This is a genomic window from Cetobacterium sp. NK01 (genome assembly GCF_024506395.1).
GTDB lineage: Bacteria > Fusobacteriota > Fusobacteriia > Fusobacteriales > Fusobacteriaceae > Cetobacterium_A > Cetobacterium_A somerae_A.
This window is the reverse complement of the sequence record NZ_JANIBO010000001.1, coordinates 287,324-313,661: the sequence shown is the minus strand read 5'-3', so window position 1 is coordinate 313,661 and position 26,338 is coordinate 287,324. Positions and strand designations below refer to the sequence as shown.

Genomic DNA, 26,338 nt, shown 5'->3' with positions numbered 1-26,338 from the left:
AAATCCTTCTTTTTATTTTTAAAAAAAAATTGCATATTTACTAGAAATATAATATAATTTAGGATAGAGCGGTTTGCTCTTAAATATTTTTTACTTAAAAATCTAAGAGATTAGGAGAATATTAATGAAATATAAATCAGAAGATATTGATTTATTGTTACAACAATTACATATTGAAGAAGTTGTAGGAGAGTTTGTTGATTTGAAAAAGGCAGGAGCTAATTATAAAGGTTTATGTCCATTTCATCAAGATAATCATCCATCATTTGTAGTTAGTCCAAACAAAAATATTTGTAAATGTTTTGTTTGTGGTGCTGGTGGAAATCCTATTAAATTCTATTCAGAATATAAAAAAATATCTTTTGTTGAAGCAGTTGAAGAATTAGCAAAAAAATATAATATTCCAATAACAAAAGTAGGAAATAGTAAAATTAATGAAAATAAAGAGTATTATGATATTATGGAAGAAGCTCATAATTATTATAAAAATGAGATATTCAAAAATACAGCTAGAGATGCTTTAGAATATTTATCAAAAAGAAAAATAAACCCAAAATTAATAAAAGAAAATGAAATTGGTTATGCGCCAAATATATGGACAGGACTTTATGATTATTTAATAACAAAGGGGTTTGAAAAAGAGAAAATATTTATTTTAGGATTAGCTAAAGAGAGTGAAAAAGGTATATATGATACCTTTAGAAATAGAGTAATATTTCCAATATACTCAATAGCTGGTAAGGTTATAGCTTTTGGAGGTAGATCATTAGAAGATAGTAAAGAGATTCCCAAATATATCAATTCTCAAGAAACTCCTATTTTTACAAAAGGAAGAAATCTTTATGGTTTCATTCAAAAAGGAAGTAATATTAAAAAGAAAAACTATTCTATATTAATGGAAGGTTATATGGATGTTTTATCAGCTCATTCATATGGTTTTGATGTAGCCTTAGCTCCTTTAGGAACTGCTTTAACAGAAGAGCAAGCTCAGCTTTTAAAAAAATATACAAATAATGTTATATTATCTTTTGATATGGATGAAGCAGGACAAAAAGCTACAGAAAGATCAATTTTAATATTAAAATCTGAAGGATTTAATATTAGAGTTTTATCATATAAAGATGCTAAAGATCCAGACGATTATTTAAAAAAATATGGTAAAGATGCATTTTTAAAAGTTGTTAAAGAATCTTTAGAAGCTTTTGATTATTTATATTTAAGATATTCATCAGAGTATAGTTTAGAAGATCATATGTCAAAACAAAACTTTATAAATAGGTTTAAAGGGTTTTTTCAATGTTTAGATAGTGATTTAGAAAAAAGTTTATATATTGATAAGTTGAGTAAATCATTAAATATAGATTTAGAAATACTAAAAACAATTTTAATAACAAATAATAATAAAAAAAGAATAAAAAATACTTACGAAAAAAAAGAGGAAAGTAAGGATTTAGACGAAAAAGGACTATATAATCTAGAAAAATTAACATTAGCATTAATTCTTTCTCATAATGAATATTTTATAGACTTTAAAAATAAAGAGATTGTAAGTAGTTTAGGAAAAAAAATATTTCAATACATAGAATTTCTACAAGAAAATGCAGAAAAAAGTACAAATATAATAAAAGATATAATTTTAACAGGAAATCTGACACAAGATGAAGAAAAGGAGTTGGTAAATATATCCTTACTTTCTATAGATGATTTTTCAAATAAATTAGATATTGAGAAGGGATTCCAGATTATTTTTATGTCGTGGTTTATATTAGAATTAAAAGAAGCGTTAAAAGAAAGAAGTAACTTATTAAAACATATTAAGCTAAAAAAAATAGAGGATAAATTGAAACAACATATTGAGTTCAATGACCTTCGTGCATTGTATAGTGAGTTTAAAAATATCAATGCTTAAAATTTTGAAAGATAATTTATTCAATAGAGGAGGCTTCAACTAATGAAGGAGTTTATAAAAAATGAAAAGGTTTTAGCTTTATTAAGAAAGGCAATGGAAAATAAAGTAATAAGCTATGAAGAGATTAATAGCCAATTAAGTTCAGATTTTCCACCAGAAAGAATAGAGTTTTTAATAAATGGAATGACAGAACAGGGAATTAAAATAATTTCCCAAGAAGAAATTAAGAAACAGGAAAATATTAAGAGAAAAGACGAAGGAAGAAAAGATTTAAAAAAAGTTATAACTCCAATAGTAAAAAGACCTGTTGTTGAATTAGATGAAGAAGAAGAGGAAGAAGAAAAAGCAGCAGATTATTCAGAGGAATTTGATTTTAATCCAGATGATATAGAAGAAGTTAGTGAAGATGACTTAGTAAATGATGATTTGTTTAGTATTACAGGAGAGATGGAAGTAGACGAGCCAATTAAAATGTATTTGAGAGAAATTGGACAAATTCCTCTATTAACTCATGAAGAAGAGTTAGGTTATGCTAAAGCGGCATTAGAAGGAGATGAATATTCTCAACAACAACTTATAGAAGCTAACTTAAGACTAGTTGTAAGTATTGCTAAAAAGCATACAAACAGAGGATTAAAACTATTAGATTTAATTCAAGAAGGAAATATAGGATTAATGAAAGCTGTTGAAAAGTTTGAGTATAGTAAAGGATATAAATTTTCTACTTACGCAACATGGTGGATAAGACAAGCTATAACAAGAGCAATAGCAGATCAAGGAAGAACTATACGTATTCCAGTTCATATGATAGAAACAATTAATAAAATTAAAAAAGAAGCTAGAATTTACCTTCAAGAAACAGGAAAAGACGCTACTCCAGAAGTTTTAGCAGATAGATTAGGGATGGAAGTTGAAAAAATAAAAAGTATTCAAGAGATGAATCAAGATCCAATATCATTAGAAACTCCAGTTGGAAGTGAAGAAGATAGTGAATTAGGAGATTTCGTAGAAGACAATAAAATGCAAAATCCTTATGAGTTAACAAATAGAACTTTACTTAGAGAGCAATTAAATGATGTGTTAAAAACTTTAAGTAGTAGAGAAGAACAAGTTTTAATCTTTAGATATGGATTAAATGATGGTGCACCTAAAACTCTAGAAGAAGTAGGAAAAATCTTTAAAGTAACAAGGGAAAGAATTAGACAAATAGAGGTAAAAGCACTTAGAAAGTTAAGACATCCAAGCAGAAGAAAAAAACTAGAAGATTTTAAAGTATAAGACAATATGGGGGTAGTTAAAACCCCCATTTTATATTATTTATATTAAAAAAAGGGGATAAAAATGAAAATAAGAGAATTTGAAAAAGAAATATTAAAAAACTGTATTGAGGATAAAGACTTTATAAAATTTTTAAAGCAAAATTCAGCTTTAAAATTAGAGTTTGAAAATATAGATATAAGAAAAGAAGAAAAAGTTGAGGATAATAGCTATGTTGTAGAAGGAATTGTAGGTGAATATTTAGAAGAGATATCTTATATTCAGCCTCTTTCAAAAGAAGAGATAAGTAATCTTTTAGAAACTTTAGATGAAGAAGAAAGTGTTCATAAATTAGTAGAAGGTAATTTAAGAGAGGTTGCTAATATCGCTTTTGATTATTTAATTGCAGGAATTGATTACTTAGATTTAATTCAAGAAGGAAATATAGGAGTTATAAAAGCTTTAGAAGAGTATAGACCATCGAATGGAGATGTATTAGAATACATAAAGTTATGGGTAAGAAGAGAAATGATATTATTCATTGATGAAAAAGTTGAAACAGAGAAATACATGTATAAAGGGTATTTTTCTAAAAGAAAAGAGGAGTTACTAGAGCATGAAATAGTAGCAGAGTTAGAAGAAGACGATGAAATTCCTTTAGATGAAAAATCAGAAATTATTGAAGAGAAAATAAATGAAGTTGAAAAACTAGATTTTACATCTGTTCCTAAAAAATTATCTCAAATGGAAGAGGAAATTTTAAAAAGATACTATGGGTTAATAGGAGAAAAAAGAGAATCACTTTTTGAAATTGAAAATGAATTAGATTTAAAAAGAGGAGAGGGAGAAATACTTTTTGAAGAAGCATTAACAAAAATATCTTTAGGAGGAGGAAGAAGTTTAAAAATATGAAATTAAGCAAATTAATAAACTTTTTAGAAGATAAATTTCCAATGTTTTTAGCTGAGGAATGGGATAATGTAGGTTTACAAATTGGAAAAAGAGATTCTAAAATTAATGGAATTTTATTATCTTTAGATTTAACAGAAAAAGTTATAGATAAGGCCATAGAAATAGGAGCTAATTTGATTATAACTCACCATCCTCTAATTTTTAAGCCATTAAAAAATGTATCAAGTGATACTTTAATAGGACGAAAAGTAATAAAGTTAATTGAAAATGGTATTTCAGTATATTCTATGCATACAAATTTAGATTCTGGAAAATCTGGATTAAATGATTTTTTAGGTGAAAATATATTAGGATTAAAATTAGGAAAAATACTAAATCCTTTAGAACAAAATGGTAGAGAGTATGGAATTGGAAGAATATATAAGCTAGATGAACCTTTAAAATTGGAAAAAATATCAGAAATATTGAAAGAAAAACTAAAACTGCACAGTATAAATGTAGTGAAATCAGATGATGATAAAGAGATAAAAAAGGTAGCAATAGTTACTGGTGCAGGGGTATCTTATTGGAGAAAAGCTAAAAAATTAGGAGCACAGGTTCTAATTACAGGAGACATAAAATATCATGAGGCTATGGATGCACGAGAAGAGAACTTTAACTTAATTGATATAGGTCATTTTGAAAGCGAATGGATTTTTTCAAATTTATTAGAAAACTTAATAAGAAAAGAGTTTGAAATAACCATCACAATTTATAATGACGGTCCAGTATTTGAAAAAATGTAAGGAGAACAACGGATGCTAAAACAAGTGGTAATAGGAACGATAATATTTTCTACTTTGGTCCTTGGAAAACTAAATGATTATAGAAATGTTTTTACTGGAGACACAAAGGAAAAGATAGCAGAAGCTATAGAAAACTTTCAAGATAAAACAGGAAATAAATTATATTTAAATACTTTAGAAGAAAATGAAGGTTTTGAAGCAGAAGAGCAGGAAAAAGCAGTAATAATAAATTTAATAAAAAATAATGATAGTGAAAATGGAGTGTTGAAGGTTCAATTAAAAATTTCTCAAGATCTAAATCCAGAGGATATTTCTTCAGATTTATCTCTTTTATTAACAAATGTTGAAGAGTATGTAGGGGAAAAAGATGAGGGACTTGTGGCAATAAATTTAGTTGAAGGTCTTCAAGAAGTTTTTATAACAGTATCTGATTCTCAAGAGGATAGTAAAGATTTAGAACAAATGACCCTAGGCACTAAGGTATTTTTAGGAATTTTATTGACATTTTTAGTATTATCTATTAGAATAATACAGGTAAAACAAAAAAAAAGAAAATATAAGTTAAAAAATGATAGGTATTAGAGTTAATCGCTTGCATTAGTAAGAGGAAAGTCCGGGCTCCGCAGAGCAAAAGGGTAGCTAACGGCTACTAAAGGAAACTTTAAGGAAAGTGCCACAGAAAATAGACCGCTGTTTTATACAGTAAGGGTGAAAAGGTGGTGTAAGAGACCACCAGTTCTTTAGGAGACTAAAGAAGCTAGGTAAACCCCCTTTGGAGCAAGACTAAATAGGAGAGAAATAGGGGTTGCTCGTCCTCTCTCAGGGTAAGTTGCTTGAAGCTATAAGCAATTATAGTTCTAGATAAATGATTGACAAATACAAAACCCGGCTTATTTAATGCCTATCAATAAGAAACAACTGAGTCAAGAAATTTTGTGAAAATTCCTTGACTTTATTTTTTATATAAAATCTTATTAGGAGAAGTATGAGTATGAAAAAGATGAAAATAGTAGTAGGAATTATATTATTGAGTTTAATAGGATGTACACCTTTAGAAAAGAAAATGAGTGAAGAGGATCGTATCCTGTTGCCTACAGTGACAAAACAAGCTTATGATGTGAGTATATCGACTATGTCAGAAGGAGAATTTATACCGCAAACTGATATAATTCATACAGGACAAAATGTGGCCTTAGCAGAAAGTGCAGTAACTGAAATAACATTAAATGGTATTGATCAGGTTAATATAGGAAAGAAACAAGTTAGAAACAAAATAGCGTATAATGGAAGCTCTACAGTACCATTTACAGGAACTTTTGCTGCTGTTGTAGGAGTTCATAAACATTATACAGAAGAGTATAAAAATGGTAAGTTAAATGGTTATAAAACTTGGTATTCAGAAGCTGGAAGAGTTGGATTAAAAGAGATGTATGTAGATGGAGTTAGAAACGGATTACAAGAAAGTTACTATAGAAACACAGGAAATATTCGTTCTAGAATATCGTATTCAGGTGGAAGAGTCTCAGGACCTGCAACTTGGTATGATAATGCAGGTAAAATATTACATCAAGAAGACTTTAAAGGTGGAAATGGAGAATGGGTAGCATATTGGGATAATGGTCAAATAAGAGAAAAAGGAAGACTTGCAGGAGGACTTCCTAACGGAGAATGGAGAAATTATACATCTAAAGGTGAATTAGAAAAAATTACAATTTTTAGAAATGGATCCCCAGTATCACAAGAGTGGTTGAAATAAATAAGTTGACAAAATATGAAAAAAATGATATGATAAACAGTAGATTAAGCTTGGATAAGGTCGTCAGCAACCGAATCTAGCGATCTTTATACTTTTGGAGGTGTTAGAATGTACGCAGTTATAAAAACTGGAGGAAAACAGTACAAAGTTGCAGTAGGTGAAGTATTAAGAGTTGAAAAACTAAATGCTGAGGTTAACACAACTGTAGAATTAACAGAGGTTCTTTTAGTATCAAACAATGGAGAGGTTAAAGTTGGAACTCCTGTTGTTGAAGGTGCTAAAGTAGTTGCAGAGGTTGTTGCTCAAGGTAAAGGAGCTAAAGTTGTTAACTTCAAATACAAGCCAAAGACTGGATATCACAGAAAGAAAGGTCACAGACAACTTTTCACTGAGATCAAAGTTACTGCAATCAATGCATAATTAATTTATGACAAAGATTGAAATAGTTAAAAAAAATGGTAAAGTAGTTAGATACAGAGCCAATGGTCATGCTGAATATGCTGAGTACGGGCAAGATATTGTTTGTGCTGCAATTTCCATGGCAATGCAATTCCCGTTAGGAGGATTGCAAGAGATTTTGGATATTACACCAAAATTTGAAATTGACTCCGATGGGTACTTAGACGTTGATATGAGGGGAATGGATTTTTCAAATAAAGAAAAAGAGGTTCATGTATTATTAGATACAATGGTATTAATGTTGAAAGAACTATCTAAGGGTTATCCTAAACACATAAAGCTTGTAGAGAAGGAGGAAATTTAGATGCTATTTACATTAAATATACAATTATTTGCGAAGAAAAAAGGACAAGGTTCTGTTAAGAACGGAAGAGATTCTAATCCAAATTACCTTGGAGTTAAGAAGTATGATGGAGAGGTTGTAAAAGCTGGAAACATCATCGTTAGACAAAGAGGAAACAAATTCCACGCTGGAAACAACATGGGATGTGGAAAAGATCATACTCTATTCGCATTAATCGATGGATACGTAAAGTTCGAGAGATTAGGAAGAGACAAGAAGCAAGTTTCAGTTTACGCTGAAAAAGCTAACTAAGATTTCAAAAGGAGAGATTAATAATCTCTCCTTTTTTTCATATAGTATTATTTTTTACTAAAAATACCAAGTAATCCTCCTGATATTAAAAGAGCGATATCTTTAAGTAAAGAAGCTAAATTAAAGTGTCCTGAATAAGCAAGATATTTTGATTCCCAGTGGGGAGCAAATTTATCTTTAAATTGTTTTAAACCCTCAAAATTATAAAAGTTACCACCATGATTAAATAGAAATACACTTAATCTATTCCATAAAGGAGCTAAATCACCACCATAGATACCAGCTAGTGGAGCCATTCCTAAACTAAAGTAGTTATATTCATTCTCCTTTGACCAATTTATTATTTTAATAAATAGATATTCCATAGTTCCTGATGGTGCAGAATCAACATATCTCATTAAATCAATAGCTATTTCATTTTTAGTATCAGTTGTTAATAAGTTAGAAAAGGCAATTAACTCGTTATTTTCATTATACAAAAGAGCTATTTTAAAATTTTTAAGATAATCTAAATTAAAGTTCCCTAAAGAAAATCCCTTCTCCTTAGCTTTTTTATTTTTCAACCAATTATCTGAAACTTTTTTTAGTTGAGATTCTAGGCCATCTATAGAGTCAACAACTGTAAATGTAAAGTTTAATTTTTCAAATTTATTAAATGTATATCTTATTTTTTTATATAAAGGTGTAGAAATATCGTATTGTTTTAAATCAACAATAGCTTCTTCTCCTATTTTAATTATTTTAAGACCTAATTCTAAATATTCAGAAAGATGATCTTTAGAAATTTCATAAAAAGCTATATTTTTTCCACTTTGTTTTCCTATTCTATAAAAGTCTTGTATAATCTCACGAAAATGTTTTTTATCACCAATAGGGTCTCCCATAGATATTAGATTTCCAGAAGTATTTCCATACATAATATATGAACTTTTACTTTTATCAAAAATAATTGATTTGTCAGGAAGTAAAGCTAAAGATGAGTAACTATTATCACTGGTTTTAATTATTTTTTTTATTTCGTTTATAACTTTAGAGCTTGGAACTTTTTCAACACTTAAAACAGTATTAAAAAAGTTAAAAACTAAGAAAAGACAAAATATAGATAGTGAGATAAAACTATTTCTTAAAAAAATAGTGTAGTGTCTATTTAAAGCAATATGCCACCATACTTCTTTTTGATATTCAACAGTTTTAAAGGAATAAAATCCAAAAAATATACTTAGCAAAATAACAAATAATGTAAAAAGAACCCAACTTATAGAAAGTTTATCTTTTAAAATAGATGATTTTCTATAAAATCTATCTTTAGATGGAATCAATAAAATAAGAATAAAACTAAAAAAAGCTGCTTCTAAGTAGTTAAAGCCTTTGAAAAAACTAAAAAATATAGCAAAAATAAAGGCGATGACAGAGAGATAGTATGCGCTATCTAACCTTCGATAGATTCCATAGGCTAATATAAGTAAAAAAGTTCCAATTATATTAGAGGAAAGATGAGACAAAGTTATAACATCTCCTGGAAGGATGGAATAAATAAATTTAATATATCTTAAATCTAGTTTAGATGAATTTGAAAACATAATAAGTGATCCAGATAGAAAAATTAGAATACTTAGAATGTCTGGAAAAATTCTTTTCAAAATAAAGTGTAATTTTTTCATAAAATAAAAAACCCCTCCTTAAAATAAAAGGTGAGCTATATTGCTCACCTAAAAAATTATTAATCATTAAGTTTAAGGACAGATACGAATGCCTCTTGTGGAATTTCAACGTTTCCAATTTGTTTCATTCTTTTCTTTCCTTCTTTTTGCTTTTCTAAAAGCTTTTTCTTTCTAGAGATGTCTCCACCATAACATTTAGCAAGAACGTTCTTTCTGTAAGCTTTAATAGTTTCTCTAGCTATTATTTTGGCACCTAATGCAGCTTGAATAGGAACTTCAAATTGTTGTCTAGGAATAATCTCTTTTAGTTTTTCACAAATAGCTCTTCCTCTTGAAGCTGCATGATCAGTGTGAGCTATAAACGAGAACGCATCAACAACATTTCCAGAAACAAGAATATCTACTTTAACAAGAGAAGATTCTTTATATCCAATCATCTCATATTCAAATGAAGCATATCCTTTAGTTCTTGATTTTAATTTATCATAGAAGTCGATAACAATTTCCGCAAGAGGCAACTCATAAATTACCATTGTTCTATTATCATCTATGTACTTCATATCAATGTATGTTCCTCTTTTTTCTTGACAAAGTTCCATAACATTTCCAACGTAATCTTTTGGAGTAAGAATACTTCCTTTTATATAAGGCTCTTCTACACAGAACTTAGCTCTTCCACCTTCAGGGAAATCACAAGGGTTATCTATAACATAAGTTTCTTTTCCTTCTAAAGTTATTCTATACTCAACTGACGGAGAAGTAGAGATTAGATCAATGTCATACTCTCTTCTAAGTCTTTCAACTATAATTTCCATATGTAGTAATCCAAGGAATCCACATCTAAATCCAAATCCTAAAGCAAGTGATGTTTCTGGAATAAATGTTAAAGAAGCGTCATTTAATTGAAGTTTTTCTAAAGCTTCTCTTAAATCTTCATAGTCATCTGTAGAAATAGGATATAATCCTGCAAAAACCATTGATTGAGCAGGTCTAAACCCTTCTAATGGCTCAGCACAAGGTCTTTTAGCATGAGTTATAGTATCTCCAACCTGTGTATCTTGAATTGTTTTTATTCCAGTAATGATGTATCCAACTGATCCAGAACTTAATTCAGGTTGCTCTTTTTTTGTTGGAGCAAAGATTCCACACTCAAGTACATCAAACTCTTTTCCAGTAGACCAAATTTTAATTTTATCTCCTTTTTTGATAGAACCATCAAGAACTTTAACATAAGTTATAACTCCACGATAATCATCAAATAAAGAGTCAAAAATCATAGCTTTAAGAGGCGCATCTTCATCAAACGTTGGAGCAGGAACTCTTTCAACAATAGCTTCTAAAAGCTCAGCGATTCCAATACCAGCTTTAGCAGAAACTAAAACGGCATCATCAGCAGGTAATCCAATAATATCCTCAATTTCGTTTTTAACCTTATCTACATCTGCTGCAGGTAAGTCGATTTTATTAATAACAGGAACAATCTCAAGATTATTTTCAAGAGCTAAATAAACATTAGCAAGAGTTTGAGCCTCAACTCCTTGAGCAGCGTCTACAACTAAAAGTGCTCCTTCACAAGCAGATAGTGAACGTGAAACTTCATATATAAAGTCAACGTGTCCAGGAGTATCAATAAGATTTAATTCATACTCATTTCCATCATTAGCAGTATACTTTAAAGTAACAGCTTGAGCTTTTATAGTAATTCCCTTTTCTCTTTCTAATTCCATTGAATCAAGAAGTTGTTCTTTCATTTCTCTTTCAGTAACAGTACCAGTAGCTTGAAGTAGTCTATCAGCTACAGTTGATTTACCGTGATCTATATGTGCTATAATTGAAAAGTTTCTTTTAAATTTTTGTAACACAATATCCTCCTCTAAATATATTTCTTCACACTATATTATAAAAGAATTATCAAAAAAAATCAATCTAAATTAAATTATAGCTTGACTTTATGAAGGGGTTTAGAATATCATTAAAGATGATAATAAAAAATAAGGGGGATTAGAAATGATCTTTGGACAAATTAATGAATTGAAGTTTTATAAAGGAATCTCTAAGGGCTTAGATATGGCGATAGAGGCTATTGAAAACGGAAGCTACAAAACTGGGGCAATAGGTAAAAATGAAATTGATGGAGACAATGTATTTTTTAACTTACAAGAGTGTAAAACTAAGGTATTAAACGAATGCTTTTTTGAAGGACATAAAAAATATATAGATATTCATGTGGTGATTGATGGAGAAGAAGGAATTGGATATTCATTAAAGAACTCTTTAAAAGAAAAGACAGAGTATAATGAAGAGAGTGATTTCCAAGTTTTAGAAGGTGAAGAGGAGTATAGATTAAATATGAATAAAGATAACTTTTTAATAGTATTTCCTGATGAACCTCATATGCCGTTAATTTCAAAAGATGATAAACCAAAAGAATTAAAAAAAGCAGTATTCAAAATAAAGTACTAAGAAGAAGGTAGAGATGGAACAAATTAATAAAAAACTGTTTTTATGGATAAGTTTATTAGCTTTTTTAGGTGGAGGAATGAATGCTTTTGCAATATTGCAGTTTTCTTTAACAGCTAGCCATATAACAGGAAGTGTTACAAGAATCTCTACAGATTTAGCTTATTATAATATACCGCATTTAAAGATAATGATAGGATTAGTAATCTCATTTTTTAGTGGAGCAATAGTTTCAGGAGTTATTATAGGATCAGGAAGAGATTTTGAGCTTAGAAAAAGATATGGAGATACTTTTATATTTATAGGAGTGCTTCTTAAATTTTTAGAGATGTATCTTTATACTGAAGTTCTATTTGTTTTTATCCTTGCTTTTTCTTTAGGTTTGCAAAATGGATTATTTATACGTTATAGAGGTATGGTTATAAGAACTACCCACATGACAGGAACAGTTACAGATCTTGGAGTTGTAATAGGTCATTATTTAAGAGGAAATCGAGAGATTACATGGAAGATGAAATATTATGCAATGAATATTCTTTCTTTTATAACAGGTGGACTTTTAGTGGGATTAGGTTTAAAATATTTAGGTAGAAATACTATAAACTATATGTCAATAGCTTATATTTTAAGTGGTGCATTCTATTTCTTATTAAGAGATAAATATTATAAAATGAAAAGGTAGGAGAAGATAAATGGAAAAATATTTTATAACAGAAGAGGAAAAAAAAGAGATTATTGAGCAATATCCAACGTTAGAGTGTAAAAATTCAATAGGAGTAATGATAGAGGATTATATGTCTATAAAATGTAAAATTTTATCAGGAACATGTACTTATAGATTAGGACAAAAAAATGAATATAAAAATTGTAAATTACTAAATAAATAGTAAAAAAAGTTTATGAGGTGAAGTAAATGGATATGAAAACACTTTATTCAGCAGGAATGAACTTTGACGCATTTATGGGAACTGGAATAAAAAGTGAAAGAGATAGAATACCTAAAAATTATTCAAGAATTATAATGAGCGAAGAAGAAATAGAAACAGTAAAAAATATTGAGAGAAAAATAAATTTTTTAGTTTCAGGAGAACCTTGGTGCATGGATTTTCAGTTAAATGTAACTGTTTTAAAAAAATTTTGTGAACTAAATCCAAATTTTGATATGACAATTATAACTAAAGCTAGAGGAGAAAAATTTTTAAAGCCATTAATGGAAGTTGAAGAGTTTAAAGTTCCATTCATTGTTCCTCTAACAGAAGAATATGAAGTTTGTGGTGAGATTTTTGTTGAAAGACCAAAAGAAGTAAAAAAATATGTATATGAAGACGTAAAGATGGATTATTTAAAAGGGCAGTATTTACAATATACTGTTAAAGATTTAATTGAGATGATAACAAAAAAGTAGATGTTATTTAACATCTACTTTTTTCATATTTTCATAATAGTTTCTCATACTGGCTTTATTATATTCAAAATTTTGAATTTTTTTACTAATTCCAATCCCATCAATTTTGTAAACTATAGGAATTATAGGATTTTCTTCTAAAATTAATTCTTGAATCTCTTGATAATAAAATTTTCGTTTTTTAGAGTCAGTTGTAGACCTAGCTAAATCTATAAGGTCATCTAATTTTTTATTGCTATAAAAAGAACGATTTCCTTCTGCGCCTATAGAATTTGAATGAAAAAGTGTAGTCACAACAGTGTCAATATCGCTAACTCCTAAAATCCATGTTGTTAAAAGAATATCATGAGCTCCTTCAGAAGTCTTTTTTAAAAAAGTTCCCCATTCTACGATCTCAATATTAGATTCAATACCAATCTCTTTTAAATTAGCCTGTATAATTTGTGCTATTTGAACTCTTATAATATTTTCACTTGTCCAAATTTTTAAGGGGGCTAATTTTTTATTTTTTGTTTCATTAGCTACGATTTCTTTTGCCTCCTTTAAATTTCTATTTAAAAGAGGTAAATTCTGATAACTTCCAAAGATGTTTGGATTTATTGGTGAAGTCGCAATAGAGCCTTTATTTAAAAAGATTGCTTCTAAAATACCAGATTTGTCAATGGCTAGATGTATAGCTTTTCTAATATTTTTATTATCTAAACCTGGTTTTTTTACATTTAAAACCATAAGCTCTGTAGTTGTAGTGGTTTTATGTAAAAGATTTAAATTAGGATCCTTTTCAACAATTTGAAAGTCAATGGGAGAAACAGCATAGATAATATCAACTTCTCCAGTTTCTAAAGCAGCTAAACGACTAGTGTTTTCAGTTATAATTTTAAAAATCAGACCATCATTTTTAGGTTTTCCCTTAAAGTAATCATTAAAACTTTTCATAACTATTTTATCCCCATCACCCCAATTTGTAACCATGTAAGGACCAGTTCCCACTGGATTTAAAGCAACATTATTTCCTTCTACTATATATTTTTTATTCATAATAGCAGCAATAGGAAGAGTTAAGTTAGCTAAAAAAGGAGCTGAAGGTTCATATAAAGTTATTAAAACTTTATTATCTTTAGTTTTTGTGATATTCTTAATATCTTTTAGTATAACTCTGCTTCCAGGTTTTTCCATCATTCTTTCTAAACTAAATATAACATCATCAGTATTTAAAATTTCTCCATTATGAAATTTAACATTATCTCTAATTGTAAATAAAATTTCTGTGGGTGATAGATAAGTAAAATCTTTTGCTAGTTCAGGGACTGGAATTCCTTGATCATTTAAAGTAACAAGAGTATTAAAAATATGTTCTGTTATTCCCAAAGTAGGGAATTCGTTAAAAGTATGTGGGTCTAAAGATTTTGGTTTAGAACCTTGGGCTACAATGATAATATTGTTTTCTTTACTAAAAGAAGTAGTAAAGAATAAGTTTAAAATTAAAAATAAAGTAAAAAATTTGTAAATAGTATTTTTCATAAATTCTCCTAAATAAGTTATTGTAAAATTCCTAAATGTAAATTGTAATAGAATCCTTTTTGAGCAGCTAATTCATCATGAGTTCCTTTTTCAATAATACCATCATCAGTTATAACAACAATTGTATCGGCATTTTTAATAGTAGATAATCTATGAGCTACGACTATCGTAGTACGATTTTTAGAAAGCTCATCTAAAGATTCTTGAATAAGTTGTTCAGTTATATTATCTAAGGCAGAAGTAGCTTCATCTAAAATCAGAATAGGAGGATTTTTTAGAAAAATTCTACCTATAGCAATTCTTTGTTTTTGACCACCAGAAAGTTTAACTCCTCTTTCACCAACCTCAGTATTATACCCCGCAGGTAATGTTTCTATAAAATCATGAATATTAGCTTTTTTAGCAGCTTCTATAATTTCTTCATCAGTAGCATCTGGTTTTCCAATAGTTAAATTCTCTTTAATACTTCCAGTAAAAAGAAATGGATCTTGTTGAACTATACCAATATTTTTCCTCAGTGAATCAATTTTAAAATGATATATGCTTTGTGAATCAATTTTAATATCACCGCTATCAATATCATAAAATCTTGGAATTAAATTACATATTGTTGTTTTACCTCCACCTGAAGGTCCAACAAGAGCTAAAGTTTCACCCGCTTTTATATTGAGAGAAAAATCTTTTAAAATAATTTTTTTATCATGACTAAAATACACATTTTCAAATTTAATATCTCCTTTAATACCTTTAATTTCTTTAGCATCTATTGAATCTTTTTCTGTATCTTCATCAAGCATTTCTTTAAAACGTTTAAAACCACTCATCCCATTTTGATATTGTTCAACAAACCCTACAAGTCTTTTTATAGGTTGACTGAAAATTCTGATATATAAAAGATAAGCTAAAAAATCTCCAAAGTTGATTTTTCCTTGATAAGTAAATATAGCACCAAAAATTAATACAAGGTAATCTAACATATCTGTAAGAAATGTCATACCAGAAACATATTCAGCCATAACTTTATAGGCTCCTTCACGAGCTTTTTTAAATTCAATGTTGCTTTTTTTAAATTTTTCTAATTCATCTTCTTTATTGACAAAAGCTTTAGAAACTCTAATTCCACTGATACTATTTTGTAAAGTTGAATTAATCGTACCTATTTTTTCACGTGTTTCTAAAAATGCATCAGACATTCGTTGCCTTCGATTAATTGTAAACCATACAATGAATGGAATTACTGAAAAAACAATAAGAGTTAAAGGAATATTTATATTTAAAAGAAGAATGAATGACCCTAAAATCATTATAATAGAAATAAAAAGATCTTCAGGACCGTGGTGAGCAAGCTCAGAAACTTCTTGTAAATCATTAACAATTCTAGACATAATACTACCTGTTTGGGTATTATCAAAATATTTTATGGGAAAATTTTGAAGTTTTGTATAGACATCTTTCCTCATATCACCTTGCATTCTAACACCAACAACATGTCCCCAATAATTCATAAAGTAGTTACACAAAAGTTTAACTAAATATATAACAAAAAGAATAACAGCCAAAATAAGAATATTTTTATAATGTCTATTAGGAATATAATCGTTTACAGCAATTCTACTTAACATTGGATATATTAAATCACACATAGAAACAGTTATGGCAGCTAATAGATCTAAAAAAAACAGTTTTTTATAAGGTTTATAATAACTTATAAATTTTTTTATCATATTTTACCTCCAAAATTTATATATTCTTCTAAAAAGAAATGATTGTTTCCAAAATAAGAGATTTCATAGCAAGTAGAAAAAGACGCAATATTAGTTGGCTTTTTTAAATTAATAAAAAAAACAGCATCATACTTAGGAACAGTGATTTCCCAGTTAATATTTTGAAAAATATTGATTAAAGTTATATTTTTAACACCATAGTTTAAAGTAATAAAACTTTTTAAATTTTCACTAACCCATAAATTATAGCTAGAATCAACAAGAAGAATATTTTTTTCTTTTCCATATTGATACATATATTTTCTTTTTAATGTTTTTAGAAAAAATGAGAAAGTAATAATATCATTGTAATAAATAGCATTTTTTTCTTTGTTTATTAAAAAATCAACTTTTGATATAAAATTTAAATCATCATTTGATAAACTTTTAGTTGGAAGAGAAAAATGTAAAAGTTCATACTTCTTTTTAAAGAGATATGTTTTTAACATATTTTTTAAAGTTAATTTATCTTCATCAGAAAAATTAATTTTAAATAAATTTTCTAATTTTAAAATAATATCAAAAATATACGGATGGAAAAATTTATGTGTTTTAAGAGCATTAACAGTATTTCCAACTAATAAAATAGCCAAAAACTCTAAGTTTAATTTATTAACAAGATCAAAATTTTCAAAATTTTTAAAAATATAGAAATATTTATCTACATCTTTTTTTAATCGTTTTCTCTTATTATAAAAATTGCTTGGTAATTTATAAGTATTATGAATATGGGAAAAAATTAAGGCGGCATAAAAACTTTGAAAACTAAAAATATCAGAATTTAAATTAAGAGTTTTAACCAATGTTTTTAAAAAGAAAATCATATTTTTTTGTGTTTTTAAATCAACAAAACAATTAAAGTATTCAAATAAATTAGGGTTTGTAATATTAGAGTATTGATTATTTATATCAAGAGTTAAAGATTGTTCAAAGAGTATTTTTGTAATATATTCTATTGAAAAGAAACAAAAACGATCACTATTAGAATTTAAAGATATTCCTTCCCATTGTTTACTTTCTAAAATTAAATCATAAGTTTTTAGAATAGCTTTAACTTCTTTTAAATCGTTGCTTATAGTTAATCTAGTAACATTAAATATTTTAGCTATTTCAGTTATCTTAACTTTATTTTGAAAAATTAAATTCATAAGAATATAATCAATTCTAATTTTTTTTGTTGAGAGATAACTAGTTGTTAAGTTTTGTGAAAAATCTTCAAAGAAAATATATTTTTTATCAGAAGGAAATTGGAAATATTTACCAGTTTTTATAATTTCAAAGTTATAATTTAATTTTAAATAAGTATTTATTTTTTTTATAGATTGTCGAACATAGACATCACTCAAATTAATAAATTCAGTAATTTTTTTAATAGTACAGTTATTGTTATAAATAATGTATCTTAAGATTTTCAAATCATTATCTTTTAAAAAAATGTTCATTATTCCTCCCTTGAATTTCATATTTATGTCCAATTAGTTAATTTTAAAAGAAAAAAGCTTAAAAGTCAAAGAATATTAGAAAGTATATGTATAAAAAAATTTAAAAAAAATAAAATAAAGTTATAAGTGTCATAAGTATTACAAAAATAGTATAATTAATGGTTAAAATCAATTTAAGAAAGGAGAATAATGAATACAACAGTAACAAATATTTTAAAACTTTTAAGTCAATCAAAAATGAGTATAGAGGATATACTTCATTATGTAGATGTAGAAAAAAGTGCTGTTCAAAAAAGCATTAATCAATTGAATGAATTTTTAGGAACTCTAAATTTGAATACAATAAAAAAAGTTAAAGAAGAATATGTATTAAAGCTTCAAAAAAAAGAGTTAGAGTACTTGTATTCAAAAATGAAATTTTTAACTGCAGATGAAAAAATAGATTACTTATATTTAAAATTCATATATAAAGGATTTCTTAATTTAGAAAAAGAAAAAGAAGTATTAGATATTTCAAGGAGTACAATATTAAGATGTTTTAAAAGAGTTAAAGAAACTCTTGATAAAAATGGATCAAATTATGATTATGTATGTGGAAAAGGGTTAAAATTAAAAACTATAGGTGAGAAAGAAAAAGGATATTTTTGTAAAAAGTTAATGAAATATTTTATAGAAAATAGTTACTTGTCATCACCTTTAAAAGATCTAATAGAAGAGATTAGAGACGTCAATATAGATGAAAGAATTCATAAAATAAATATTATTTTGGAAAAATTAAATATTGTATCAACATATCCTTTTATGGCATTTTTGGCTTCATTAGAACCTTGTGTAAAAATTTTTAATGGTTTTAAGAAATATAGTAAAGAGATTAATTGTGACAACATATTTTATGATATTTTAAATATAGTAACAGAAGTAGGAGATGATTTTAATTTAGAGTATAAAAATCAGATGGCTTGTTGTTTAAGAAGTTATGTTTTTAATGATTCTTTAGAATACAATTTAAAAGAAAAAGCAGATTTAATAATAAACGAACTAAAAAAATATTTGAATATAGATAATTTAGAAAGAGAATTAGAGGAAGTTTTATATTTTAAAATATATATTGCTCTTTTTAAATATGAAAATAAAATTTTAAAAATAAATAGAGTTAATTTCAATACTAATAAAAGAAAAGTTTTAAATGTATTGAATTTAATTTTAAAGAAATTTAATGCGGAAGTTTATTATTATGACAAATATTTAATTGTAAATATAATAAGAGATATTATTATTACCAAAAAAATATTGGAAATAAAAAAAGTTTTAATTGTTTTTAATGAGTTAGCTTTGGTAGAAAAATCATTTTTTCAAAGTGGATTGAAAAAAATTTTACCACATATAGAGTTTAATTTCCAAACAAGTTTAATGTATAAAAATAGAGTTGAATTTTATAAAAATAATTATGATTATATTATAAGTGACGAAATACATGATGAAAATATTATAAAAATAGATTTTTTTGATAAACTTTTAATAAGTGAAGTTTTAGAAAAAAAGACTTTTGAGAAGGCGTTAAAAGATTTAAAATAATATTAAAGAAAGAAATCCTCTAAAAAAAAAGTAGAATATTACATGAAGAAAGTTTAATGTTAGGAGGATTTAATTTTATGAATAATATAGGATTAGTTTTAGAAGGTGGAGGACTAAGAGGAGCCTATACTTCAGGAATTTTAGATTATTTTTTATCGAAAAAATTATATTTTAAATATACTATTGGAGTTTCAGCGGGAGCAATTTATTCAGCTTCTTACGCTTCTAGGCAAAAACGAAGAAATATAGATATAATTTTAAAATATTTAAATGACGAAAGATATATGGGGTACAAGTATTTAATAAAAAAGGGGAGTTATATAAATATAGATTTTGCTTATAAAAAAATGACTTATGAGTTATCTCCTTTTGATTTTGAAACTTTTCATAGTTGTGATTTAGAGTTTAAAGTTGGAGCGTTTAATTGTATAAAGGGAAAAACTGAATTTTTTAGTAAGAAAGATTTTAAAAGAACAGATGATTTACTTGAGTCATTAATAGCATCTGGAAGTCTTCCTTTTTTTTCAAAAGAAACAGTTATAAATGATAAAATTTATTTAGATGGAGGTATTGCTTCACCTATTCCTATAATGCAATCAATATTAGATGGTAATAGTAAAAATGTAATTATTTTAACAGAGGATGAAAGCTATAAAAAAGAACCATTAAAACTTCATCCATTAATAAAGTTATATTATAGAAAATATCCTAAAGTAGCTGATGCTTTAATAAAAAGACATTTAGTTTATAACAAAACATTAAAAGAAATACGAGAACTTGAGAAAAAAGGTGATGTTTTTGTATTTAGACCAAGTAAAATTGTTGTAGTTGATAGATTAGAAAAAGACTTAAATAAAATCAAATCTTTATATAATCTAGGAATAAAAGATGCAGAGGAAAATTATGAAAGATTAATAGAGTGGTTATATGAAAACTAAGAGAGCCTATTAGGCTCTCTTTTAAAATTTTATTGTTGTTTAGTAGGTTCTGCAACAGGAGGATTTTTCATCATATCGTAATTTTTTTTCATCATTTCTGTTTGCATTTTAGCTCTAATTTCACCAATTTCTTTATTAAGTTTTTCCACTTTGTTCCAATCTACTTTATCATCTAGCATAGCTTTTTTTATATCTAATTCTTTCTGTTCAATATCAATCATATTTTTTTGCATTTCAGGAGTAGCATACATCATATTACTTTTCATCATTTTTTTATCAGCTTTCCATCCAGGCATTTGTGACATGTTTTGCATCATATTACATTTAGGGCAGTTTTCTTGGGATTGCATCATAGGCATATTATTATCATTCATCATATTTTGTTGAGAATGATTTTGATGACTATCATGAGATGCAGCAAAAGTAAAAGCGGAAATAATAAAAGATCCTATTAAAAAATATTTTTTCATAAAAAACCTCCTGAATATAGTTTATAATAAATTATATTTCTATTATTAAGAAAAAGTTTAATAATTCCTTTAATAAAGTGTTAAATAACTTTATATTCTTTTAATAAATCTTTAAAAAATTCAACACCATGTACAAGAGCTTCATTATCAAAGTCAAATCTATTATTATGAAGTGCGCAAACATGACCTTTTTCTTCATCTCGAGTACCAATTAAAACAAAAAGTCCAGGGGTTCCATTTTTGGAATAAAAAGAAAAATCTTCAGATCCACTTAGTGAAATATCTGTAAAAACTTTTTTGTTTTTTAATACATTTAAAGCTTTTTCAAAAAGAGAGGCATTATTAAATATAGGTGGGTAAAAAGGTTGAAAAGTCATCTCTATCTTAACATCAAAAGCGATTTCAAATCCTTTATTAATGTGCTCTATCCTTTCTTGAATAAATGGAATTAAAGAGGTATTCTCAAGTCTTATAGTTCCTAACATACTTAGGCTGCCTGGAATTATATTTCTTACTGTTCCTGCATGAAAAGATCCTATTGTTAATAAAAAGTGCTCATATGAAGGGATATTTCTAGATTTAATTGATTGATAAGCTTCAACTAATTTAGCTCCAACTAAAATACAGTCTGTTCCTTTATGAGGTTGAGCGCCGTGACATCCTTTTCCAGTTAAAGTGATATCTAAGTTTATATTTTGAAGAGAAACATACCCTGTTTTTACAGCAAATTCTCCTACATTTATTTCAGGATAAACATGTAAGGCAAAAATTGCTTCAATTTGCTTAGATTTATAAAAATCATCAGCTATTATAAAACGTGCCCCTCCTGCTCCCTCTTCTCCAGCTTGAAATATAAAAAGTAAAGATTTATTTAATGTTGTTCCATGAAGCATTAGTTTTTTAATCTCTTGAATAAAAGTTAAAAGAATAGAAGTATGACCATCGTGTCCACACGCATGCATCATTCCTGGAATTTTAGATTTAAAAGGATTATTACTTTCTTCTTCTAAAGGAAGAGCATCAATATCAGCTCTAAAAGCGATACAAGACTCACTTTCTCCTGGGATAAAAGCGATTGTACTCGTACCAACATTATGATATTCCACTTTCTCTTCATCTAAAATTTTTCGAATATATGCTGCAGTTTTAAACTCTTTTAAAGCAATCTCTGGTATTGTATGAAGATAGTTACGATGGTTATTTAAATTGTTTATCATAAAATCACTCTCCTAGAATTGTTAATAAATTAATACCATATTTTTTATACTTTTGTCATATTTATTTTTTGAATACCTTAAATATAATAATGGAAAAAATTTAAAATTCAAAAGAAATTAATCTCTCTTTTGGTAGTATAATCATATACAAATAATTAATAAAATATAAAGGAGATAAAAAGATGAAAATTATTATAATTATTTTAGCAATTATTTTATCGGTAACATCTTTTTCTACAGATAACACACCAACTACAAATACAACGAATACAAAAGGTCCAACTGTAGATAATATATCAATATCAAATATAGCAAATGAAGAACTTATACAAAATGTAATGGGAAGTATTGATGAAAATTCGGAAGAGATGAATAAAATGAATGAAATAGGAGATTTAGTTGATGCAGAAGTACAAAAACCAAATCCAGATTGGGTTAAAGTTGAGCAGCTATATAATGAACTTTCTATGTACACAAACAAGTTAGCTGTAAATATGATGAAAACTTTAAAAGAGGGTGGCTTAGATAAAACTGAGCCTGATTTCGAAGAAGAAATAAACAATGAGTTAATGTCAGATATGGTCCTAGATGAAGATACTTCAAGTAATAGTTTAGATGAAAAAGAGATAATGAAAGCTATAAAAAAAGAGATACCAGATAGAGAACTTGAACGAATGGAATATTTAAGTTCAAAAATAGCAAAAGAAATAGAAAGACCAAATCCAGATTGGGTTCAAGTGGAAAAAGATTACAATGAATTATCAAAATATACAAATAAGGTAACAGTAATAATAATGAAGGTTGAAAAAAATAAAAATGGAGCTAAAGAATAGCTCCATTTTATTATTATTATCCTAAAGCAACATCTAAAAACATCATAACAGCAAAACCGAGCATAACGCCAATAGTTCCAGAGTCATCATGTCTAATCTCTTTAGCTGTTGGAATAAGCTCTTCAGCAACTACGTATATCATAGCTCCAGCAGCAAATGCTAAAGCATAGGGAAGTAAAAAAGTCATTTTTATAACAAAGATAGCCCCAATTACTCCAGAAATTGGTTCTACAATACCAGAAGCTTGTCCATAAAAAAAAGCTTTTCTTCTACTCATTCCATCTCTTCTTAAAGGTATAGAAACAGCAGCTCCCTCTGGGAAATTTTGAAGCCCTATACCAATTGCTAAAGCAATTGCAGAAACTAATGTAGAGGAAGATTCAGGTCCAGTGACAGCTAGAGCACCAAAAGCAACTCCGACAGCCAATCCTTCAGGAATATTGTGAAGAGTTATAGCTAGAACCAAAAGAACGCTTCTTTTCCATTTTGTTGAAATACCTTCAGCATTGGATATGTGTTGATTTTGATGCAAATGTGGCAAAAATTTATCAATACACCAAAGGAAAATTCCACCTCCAAGAAATCCAATAACTGCAGGTTTCCAACCAGGTAATCCAATATTTTCAGCCATTTCAATTGCAGGATTTAATAAGGACCAAAAGGAAGCTGCAATCATGACACCAGAAGCGAATCCAAGCATTCCATTTAAAACTTTTTGATTTATAGTTTTAAAAAAAAATACCATACCTGCTCCAAGCATCGTAACAAAATATGTAAATAATGTTGCTAAAAGAGCTTGTAAAACAGGATCTAAATTTTTTAAAGTTTCGTACATAAAATCCTCCTTAAGATGTAAAATGTCTTATATATTTTACTTTTACAAACTAATTAAGAAAATCCTTTAAATTAAAAAGGAATTTAGACAGTTTGATATAATAATATGTTACATACTTTAGTACAAGGAGGGTTAGAAAAAATGGATTTTAAAAATATAAATATAATGGTAGGAATAGCAGCACTTTTTTCAACAGTTTCTTTAAATTCACCAGGAAGTGATTTAAATGAAAATCATAGTCATAAAATGTCTAATTATGAAATAAAGTCAGATAGCAAAATCTACACAGTACTCACTCCTTTAAAAGATATTATTCCACAAAATTTGAGAGGATTTAAAGAGTATGATGAATATGCACATAGTTTAATGATGTCAAATAGCTCACAGATATTCTTAACAAAAGATGTAGGAAATAACTTTGTAATATATATGATACCACATCATGAGGCAGCAATTATAACAAGCATTGGAGTTGTAAAATATACACAAAATTTAGAAGTTAAAAACTTAGCAAATAGAATAATCCATGCTCAAGAAAAAGAGGTTGAATTTATGCAAAAATTACTTGAGACTGGAGAACTAAGAGGAAATGATAATGCTCAATTTTTAGATAAAATGAAGAAGATAATGATAAAAATGATGAAAAATATGAAGCCTTATAGTGATCATGGTAATAATTCAGAGGAAATAACAAAAAATTATTTGAGAAATATGATTATTCACCATGAAGGTGCTGTTAGTATGGCAAAAGAATATTTAAAATATGGTAAAAATCAAGAATTAATAAAAATGTCTCAGAAAATTATTTTAAGTCAAGATGAAGAGATAAAAGAAATGAAAAAAATATTAAAAAAGGCAAACTAAATTGTTTGCCTTTTCTTTTATTAAAAATTTTTTAGATCTTCTTCTACACTACTAATAGTTCCTAAATTAAAGTTATCAATTAGAACTTGAAGAACATTAGGACTCAAAAACGCAGGAATAGTCGGTCCAACATGAATATTTTTAAATCCAAGATATAGTAAAGACAAAAGAACTAAAACAGCTTTTTGTTCATACCATGCAATATTAAATACAATTGGAAGATCATTTACATTATTTAATCCAAAAGCTTCTTTTAATTTTAATGCAATTACAGCTAGAGAATAGCAATCATTACATTGTCCAGCATCTAAAACTCTTGGAATACCATCAATATCTCCTAAGTCTAATTTATTATATCTATACTTAGCACAACCAGCAGTTAAAATTACAGTATCTTTAGGTAGAGCTAAAGCAAATTCAGTGTAGTATTTTCTATCTTGCATTCTAGCATCACAACCACCCATAACATAGAATTTTTTTATTGCTCCAGATTTAACAGCATCAACGATTTTATCAGCTAAAGCTAGAACTTGATTGTGAGCAAAACCAGCTATGATTTCACCATGTTCAATTTCAACAGGTGGCTTGCATGCTTTTGCCTTTTCAATAATTTCTCTGAAGTCTTTATAACCTTTCTCATCAGCAAGAATATGTTCACATCCTTCCATTCCAGCAGAGTTTGTAGTATAAACTCTTTCAAGATATTCAGCTAAAGTTCCTCTAGGAGGCACTAAACAGTTACTTGTAAATAGAATAGGACCATTAAAATCAACAAACTCTTTTGTTTGATGCCACCAAGAACCGCCATAGTTACCTACAAGGTTATCGTATTTTTTAAAGAATGGATATGCATGACCAGGAAGCATTTCTGAGTGAGTATAAACATCAACACCAGTACCTTTAGTTTGCTCTAAAAGCATTTCTAAATCTTTTAAATCGTGTCCAGATATTAAGATTCCAGGTTTATTTCTAACTCCAATATTAATTTTAGTTATTTCAGGATGGCCATATGACATTGTATTAGCTTTGTCTAAAAGAGCCATTGCATCAACACCAACTTTACCAACATTTAAAACCATTTGAACTAGTTCTTCACTAGATAAAGAATCATCATCAACATTAGCGAGTGTTTCCTCGATAAATTTATATATGGAAATATCCTCATAACCTAAATTAAAAGCATGCTCAACATAAGCACACATTCCTTTTAAACCATAAATTATAGTTTCTCTTAAAGAACGAACATCTTCATTTTCAGTTCTTAAAACACCAACTTTTTCAGCATAGTCTAAAAGAGTGTCATCAGAACTTAAATCAGTCGGACAATTAACATATTTTGCATATTTTTCAGGAACAGAAATTTTATGATTTAAGAGTTCGATTTCTAAAGCAGCTCTATACATTTCTCCTGTTTCAATCTCTCTTATAATAGCATCATCATGGAAGTTAGCATTAGTAATAGTTATGAAAAGAGCATTTACAATCCATCGGTGTAAGTCATCAGTTATAGGAATTTTATCATTTAAAAGTTCAACATAAGCAGAAACAGTTTTAGCTGTATGAATTAATAAATCTTGTAGATTTGCAGTTTCAGAAGTTTTACCACAAACTCCTCTAACAGTACATCCCTTATTCATTGCAGTTTCTTGACACTGAAAACAAAACATAGACATAAATAACC

Annotated in this window: 26 protein-coding genes and 1 other RNA gene; 18 read left to right on the top strand and 9 right to left on the bottom strand. The window is 27.4% G+C overall.

The window, feature by feature from the left end; all coding sequences use genetic code 11:
- Positions 1-124 precede the first annotated feature (124 nt).
- From dnaG to rpmA, 10 genes are all read left to right on the top strand, one after another.
- The gene (dnaG, locus tag NON08_RS01560; RefSeq protein ID WP_256689779.1) at positions 125-1,909 is read left to right on the top strand and encodes a DNA primase; all 1,785 of its coding nucleotides are present in this window, start codon (positions 125-127) and stop codon (positions 1,907-1,909) included.
- Positions 1,910-1,951: 42 nt separating this feature from the next.
- Entirely contained in the window at positions 1,952-3,187 is a 1,236-nt protein-coding gene (gene rpoD / locus NON08_RS01555; RefSeq protein ID WP_256689778.1) for an RNA polymerase sigma factor RpoD, read from the top strand.
- 63 nt (positions 3,188-3,250) lie between these two features.
- Positions 3,251-4,078, top strand: coding sequence for a sigma-70 family RNA polymerase sigma factor (locus NON08_RS01550; RefSeq protein ID WP_256689777.1), 828 nt, complete (start codon positions 3,251-3,253; stop codon positions 4,076-4,078).
- Positions 4,075-4,863, top strand: coding sequence for a Nif3-like dinuclear metal center hexameric protein (locus NON08_RS01545; protein WP_256689776.1), 789 nt, complete (start codon positions 4,075-4,077; stop codon positions 4,861-4,863). Before NON08_RS01550 ends, NON08_RS01545 begins: the two co-directional genes overlap by 4 nt.
- Positions 4,864-4,875: 12 nt before the next feature.
- Entirely contained in the window at positions 4,876-5,445 is a 570-nt protein-coding gene (locus tag NON08_RS01540; protein ID WP_256689775.1) for a hypothetical protein, read from the top strand.
- An RNA gene (gene rnpB / locus NON08_RS01535) (RNase P RNA component class A) lies at positions 5,435-5,772 on the top strand. The genes NON08_RS01540 and rnpB overlap by 11 nt, the downstream gene beginning before the upstream one ends.
- Before the next feature lie 82 nt (positions 5,773-5,854).
- On the top strand, positions 5,855-6,619 hold the full coding sequence (locus NON08_RS01530) for a toxin-antitoxin system YwqK family antitoxin (protein WP_256689774.1): 765 nt from the start codon (positions 5,855-5,857) through the stop codon (positions 6,617-6,619).
- A gap of 108 nt (positions 6,620-6,727) precedes the next feature.
- Positions 6,728-7,039 (top strand): 50S ribosomal protein L21, encoded by a 312-nt coding sequence (rplU, locus tag NON08_RS01525; RefSeq protein ID WP_023049935.1) that lies wholly within the window; start codon positions 6,728-6,730, stop codon positions 7,037-7,039.
- A gap of 7 nt (positions 7,040-7,046) precedes the next feature.
- Entirely contained in the window at positions 7,047-7,382 is a 336-nt protein-coding gene (locus tag NON08_RS01520) for a ribosomal-processing cysteine protease Prp (RefSeq protein WP_256689773.1), read from the top strand.
- A complete protein-coding gene (gene rpmA / locus NON08_RS01515) occupies positions 7,383-7,673 on the top strand; it encodes a 50S ribosomal protein L27 (protein WP_023049937.1) in 291 nt (96 codons plus the stop codon).
- 47 nt (positions 7,674-7,720) lie between these two features.
- Here rpmA and NON08_RS01510 read toward each other — a convergent pair whose 3' ends face one another.
- Both NON08_RS01510 and lepA read right to left on the bottom strand, forming a co-directional pair.
- Positions 7,721-9,334, bottom strand: coding sequence for a phosphatidylglycerol lysyltransferase domain-containing protein (locus NON08_RS01510; protein ID WP_256689772.1), 1,614 nt, complete (start codon positions 9,332-9,334; stop codon positions 7,721-7,723).
- Between the two features lie 59 nt (positions 9,335-9,393).
- Positions 9,394-11,196, bottom strand: coding sequence for a translation elongation factor 4 (lepA, locus tag NON08_RS01505; RefSeq protein WP_256689771.1), 1,803 nt, complete (start codon positions 11,194-11,196; stop codon positions 9,394-9,396).
- A gap of 145 nt (positions 11,197-11,341) precedes the next feature.
- On the opposite strand from lepA, the gene NON08_RS01500 reads away from it, so the two are divergent.
- Genes NON08_RS01500 through NON08_RS01485 form a run of 4 tightly spaced genes read left to right on the top strand, consistent with a single transcriptional unit; the run spans position 11,342 to position 13,199 of the window.
- Entirely contained in the window at positions 11,342-11,797 is a 456-nt protein-coding gene (locus NON08_RS01500) for a YhcH/YjgK/YiaL family protein (RefSeq protein ID WP_256689770.1), read from the top strand.
- A gap of 13 nt (positions 11,798-11,810) precedes the next feature.
- Positions 11,811-12,476, top strand: a complete 666-nt coding sequence (locus NON08_RS01495) for a YoaK family protein (RefSeq protein ID WP_256689769.1) — start codon at positions 11,811-11,813, stop codon at positions 12,474-12,476.
- Between the two features lie 10 nt (positions 12,477-12,486).
- A complete protein-coding gene (locus NON08_RS01490) occupies positions 12,487-12,681 on the top strand; it encodes a hypothetical protein (RefSeq protein WP_256689768.1) in 195 nt (64 codons plus the stop codon).
- A 26-nt stretch (positions 12,682-12,707) separates the two neighbouring features.
- Positions 12,708-13,199 carry a thioredoxin family protein gene (locus tag NON08_RS01485; protein WP_256689767.1) on the top strand — a complete coding sequence of 164 codons (492 nt, stop codon included), beginning with the start codon at positions 12,708-12,710 and terminating at the stop codon, positions 13,197-13,199.
- Between the two features lie 3 nt (positions 13,200-13,202).
- Here NON08_RS01485 and NON08_RS01480 read toward each other — a convergent pair whose 3' ends face one another.
- The 3 genes from NON08_RS01480 to NON08_RS01470 are packed head-to-tail and all read right to left on the bottom strand — an operon-like array spanning position 13,203 to position 17,925.
- A complete protein-coding gene (locus tag NON08_RS01480; protein WP_256689766.1) occupies positions 13,203-14,720 on the bottom strand; it encodes an ABC transporter substrate-binding protein in 1,518 nt (505 codons plus the stop codon).
- A 17-nt stretch (positions 14,721-14,737) separates the two neighbouring features.
- Positions 14,738-16,444, bottom strand: coding sequence for an ABC transporter ATP-binding protein (locus NON08_RS01475; RefSeq protein ID WP_256689765.1), 1,707 nt, complete (start codon positions 16,442-16,444; stop codon positions 14,738-14,740).
- The gene (locus NON08_RS01470) at positions 16,441-17,925 is read right to left on the bottom strand and encodes a helix-turn-helix domain-containing protein (protein ID WP_256689764.1); all 1,485 of its coding nucleotides are present in this window, start codon (positions 17,923-17,925) and stop codon (positions 16,441-16,443) included. The genes NON08_RS01475 and NON08_RS01470 overlap by 4 nt, the downstream gene beginning before the upstream one ends.
- A 189-nt stretch (positions 17,926-18,114) precedes the next feature.
- On the opposite strand from NON08_RS01470, the gene NON08_RS01465 reads away from it, so the two are divergent.
- Positions 18,115-19,500: a hypothetical protein gene (locus tag NON08_RS01465; protein ID WP_256689763.1), complete on the top strand. Its 1,386-nt coding sequence runs from the start codon at positions 18,115-18,117 to the stop codon at positions 19,498-19,500.
- Between the two features lie 77 nt (positions 19,501-19,577).
- Positions 19,578-20,438, top strand: coding sequence for a patatin family protein (locus NON08_RS01460; RefSeq protein WP_256689762.1), 861 nt, complete (start codon positions 19,578-19,580; stop codon positions 20,436-20,438).
- A 29-nt stretch (positions 20,439-20,467) separates the two neighbouring features.
- On the opposite strand, the gene NON08_RS01455 is transcribed toward NON08_RS01460, so the two are convergent.
- Positions 20,468-20,908 (bottom strand): hypothetical protein, encoded by a 441-nt coding sequence (locus NON08_RS01455; protein ID WP_256689761.1) that lies wholly within the window; start codon positions 20,906-20,908, stop codon positions 20,468-20,470.
- Between the two features lie 80 nt (positions 20,909-20,988).
- Positions 20,989-22,125 (bottom strand): M20 metallopeptidase family protein, encoded by a 1,137-nt coding sequence (locus tag NON08_RS01450; RefSeq protein ID WP_256689760.1) that lies wholly within the window; start codon positions 22,123-22,125, stop codon positions 20,989-20,991.
- 182 nt (positions 22,126-22,307) lie between these two features.
- Between NON08_RS01450 and NON08_RS01445 the strand changes: the two genes are divergently transcribed.
- On the top strand, positions 22,308-22,958 hold the full coding sequence (locus tag NON08_RS01445; RefSeq protein ID WP_256689759.1) for a hypothetical protein: 651 nt from the start codon (positions 22,308-22,310) through the stop codon (positions 22,956-22,958).
- Between the two features lie 16 nt (positions 22,959-22,974).
- Here NON08_RS01445 and NON08_RS01440 read toward each other — a convergent pair whose 3' ends face one another.
- Entirely contained in the window at positions 22,975-23,793 is an 819-nt protein-coding gene (locus NON08_RS01440; RefSeq protein WP_256689758.1) for a ZIP family metal transporter, read from the bottom strand.
- 141 nt (positions 23,794-23,934) lie between these two features.
- Between NON08_RS01440 and NON08_RS01435 the strand changes: the two genes are divergently transcribed.
- Positions 23,935-24,657 carry a DUF305 domain-containing protein gene (locus tag NON08_RS01435; RefSeq protein ID WP_256689757.1) on the top strand — a complete coding sequence of 241 codons (723 nt, stop codon included), beginning with the start codon at positions 23,935-23,937 and terminating at the stop codon, positions 24,655-24,657.
- A 20-nt stretch (positions 24,658-24,677) separates the two neighbouring features.
- Here NON08_RS01435 and hcp read toward each other — a convergent pair whose 3' ends face one another.
- On the bottom strand, positions 24,678-26,330 hold the full coding sequence (gene hcp / locus NON08_RS01430) for a hydroxylamine reductase (RefSeq protein ID WP_256689756.1): 1,653 nt from the start codon (positions 26,328-26,330) through the stop codon (positions 24,678-24,680).
- Between the last annotated feature and the right edge of the window lie 8 nt (positions 26,331-26,338).

Bases quoted from the DNA above. Each gene is read 5' to 3' on its own strand.
- NON08_RS01540 (WP_256689775.1), top strand. From the start codon at position 4,876: ATGCTAAAACAAGTGGTAATAGGAACGATAATATTTTCTACTTTGGTC.
- rpmA (WP_023049937.1), top strand. From the start codon at position 7,383: ATGCTATTTACATTAAATATACAATTATTTGCGAAGAAAAAAGGACAA.
- rplU (WP_023049935.1), top strand. From the start codon at position 6,728: ATGTACGCAGTTATAAAAACTGGAGGAAAACAGTACAAAGTTGCAGTA.
- NON08_RS01465 (WP_256689763.1), top strand. From the start codon at position 18,115: ATGAATACAACAGTAACAAATATTTTAAAACTTTTAAGTCAATCAAAA.
- rpoD (WP_256689778.1), top strand. From the start codon at position 1,952: ATGAAGGAGTTTATAAAAAATGAAAAGGTTTTAGCTTTATTAAGAAAG.
- NON08_RS01550 (WP_256689777.1), top strand. From the start codon at position 3,251: ATGAAAATAAGAGAATTTGAAAAAGAAATATTAAAAAACTGTATTGAG.
- NON08_RS01470 (WP_256689764.1), bottom strand. From the start codon at position 17,925: ATGAACATTTTTTTAAAAGATAATGATTTGAAAATCTTAAGATACATT.
- NON08_RS01500 (WP_256689770.1), top strand. From the start codon at position 11,342: ATGATCTTTGGACAAATTAATGAATTGAAGTTTTATAAAGGAATCTCT.
- NON08_RS01475 (WP_256689765.1), bottom strand. From the start codon at position 16,444: ATGATAAAAAAATTTATAAGTTATTATAAACCTTATAAAAAACTGTTT.
- hcp (WP_256689756.1), bottom strand. From the start codon at position 26,330: ATGTCTATGTTTTGTTTTCAGTGTCAAGAAACTGCAATGAATAAGGGA.
- NON08_RS01455 (WP_256689761.1), bottom strand. From the start codon at position 20,908: ATGAAAAAATATTTTTTAATAGGATCTTTTATTATTTCCGCTTTTACT.
- NON08_RS01460 (WP_256689762.1), top strand. From the start codon at position 19,578: ATGAATAATATAGGATTAGTTTTAGAAGGTGGAGGACTAAGAGGAGCC.
- NON08_RS01445 (WP_256689759.1), top strand. From the start codon at position 22,308: ATGAAAATTATTATAATTATTTTAGCAATTATTTTATCGGTAACATCT.
- NON08_RS01520 (WP_256689773.1), top strand. From the start codon at position 7,047: ATGACAAAGATTGAAATAGTTAAAAAAAATGGTAAAGTAGTTAGATAC.
- NON08_RS01510 (WP_256689772.1), bottom strand. From the start codon at position 9,334: ATGAAAAAATTACACTTTATTTTGAAAAGAATTTTTCCAGACATTCTA.
- NON08_RS01495 (WP_256689769.1), top strand. From the start codon at position 11,811: ATGGAACAAATTAATAAAAAACTGTTTTTATGGATAAGTTTATTAGCT.
- NON08_RS01440 (WP_256689758.1), bottom strand. From the start codon at position 23,793: ATGTACGAAACTTTAAAAAATTTAGATCCTGTTTTACAAGCTCTTTTA.
- NON08_RS01485 (WP_256689767.1), top strand. From the start codon at position 12,708: ATGGATATGAAAACACTTTATTCAGCAGGAATGAACTTTGACGCATTT.
- NON08_RS01490 (WP_256689768.1), top strand. From the start codon at position 12,487: ATGGAAAAATATTTTATAACAGAAGAGGAAAAAAAAGAGATTATTGAG.
- NON08_RS01530 (WP_256689774.1), top strand. From the start codon at position 5,855: ATGAAAAAGATGAAAATAGTAGTAGGAATTATATTATTGAGTTTAATA.
- NON08_RS01435 (WP_256689757.1), top strand. From the start codon at position 23,935: ATGGATTTTAAAAATATAAATATAATGGTAGGAATAGCAGCACTTTTT.
- NON08_RS01450 (WP_256689760.1), bottom strand. From the start codon at position 22,125: ATGATAAACAATTTAAATAACCATCGTAACTATCTTCATACAATACCA.
- NON08_RS01480 (WP_256689766.1), bottom strand. From the start codon at position 14,720: ATGAAAAATACTATTTACAAATTTTTTACTTTATTTTTAATTTTAAAC.
- dnaG (WP_256689779.1), top strand. From the start codon at position 125: ATGAAATATAAATCAGAAGATATTGATTTATTGTTACAACAATTACAT.
- NON08_RS01545 (WP_256689776.1), top strand. From the start codon at position 4,075: ATGAAATTAAGCAAATTAATAAACTTTTTAGAAGATAAATTTCCAATG.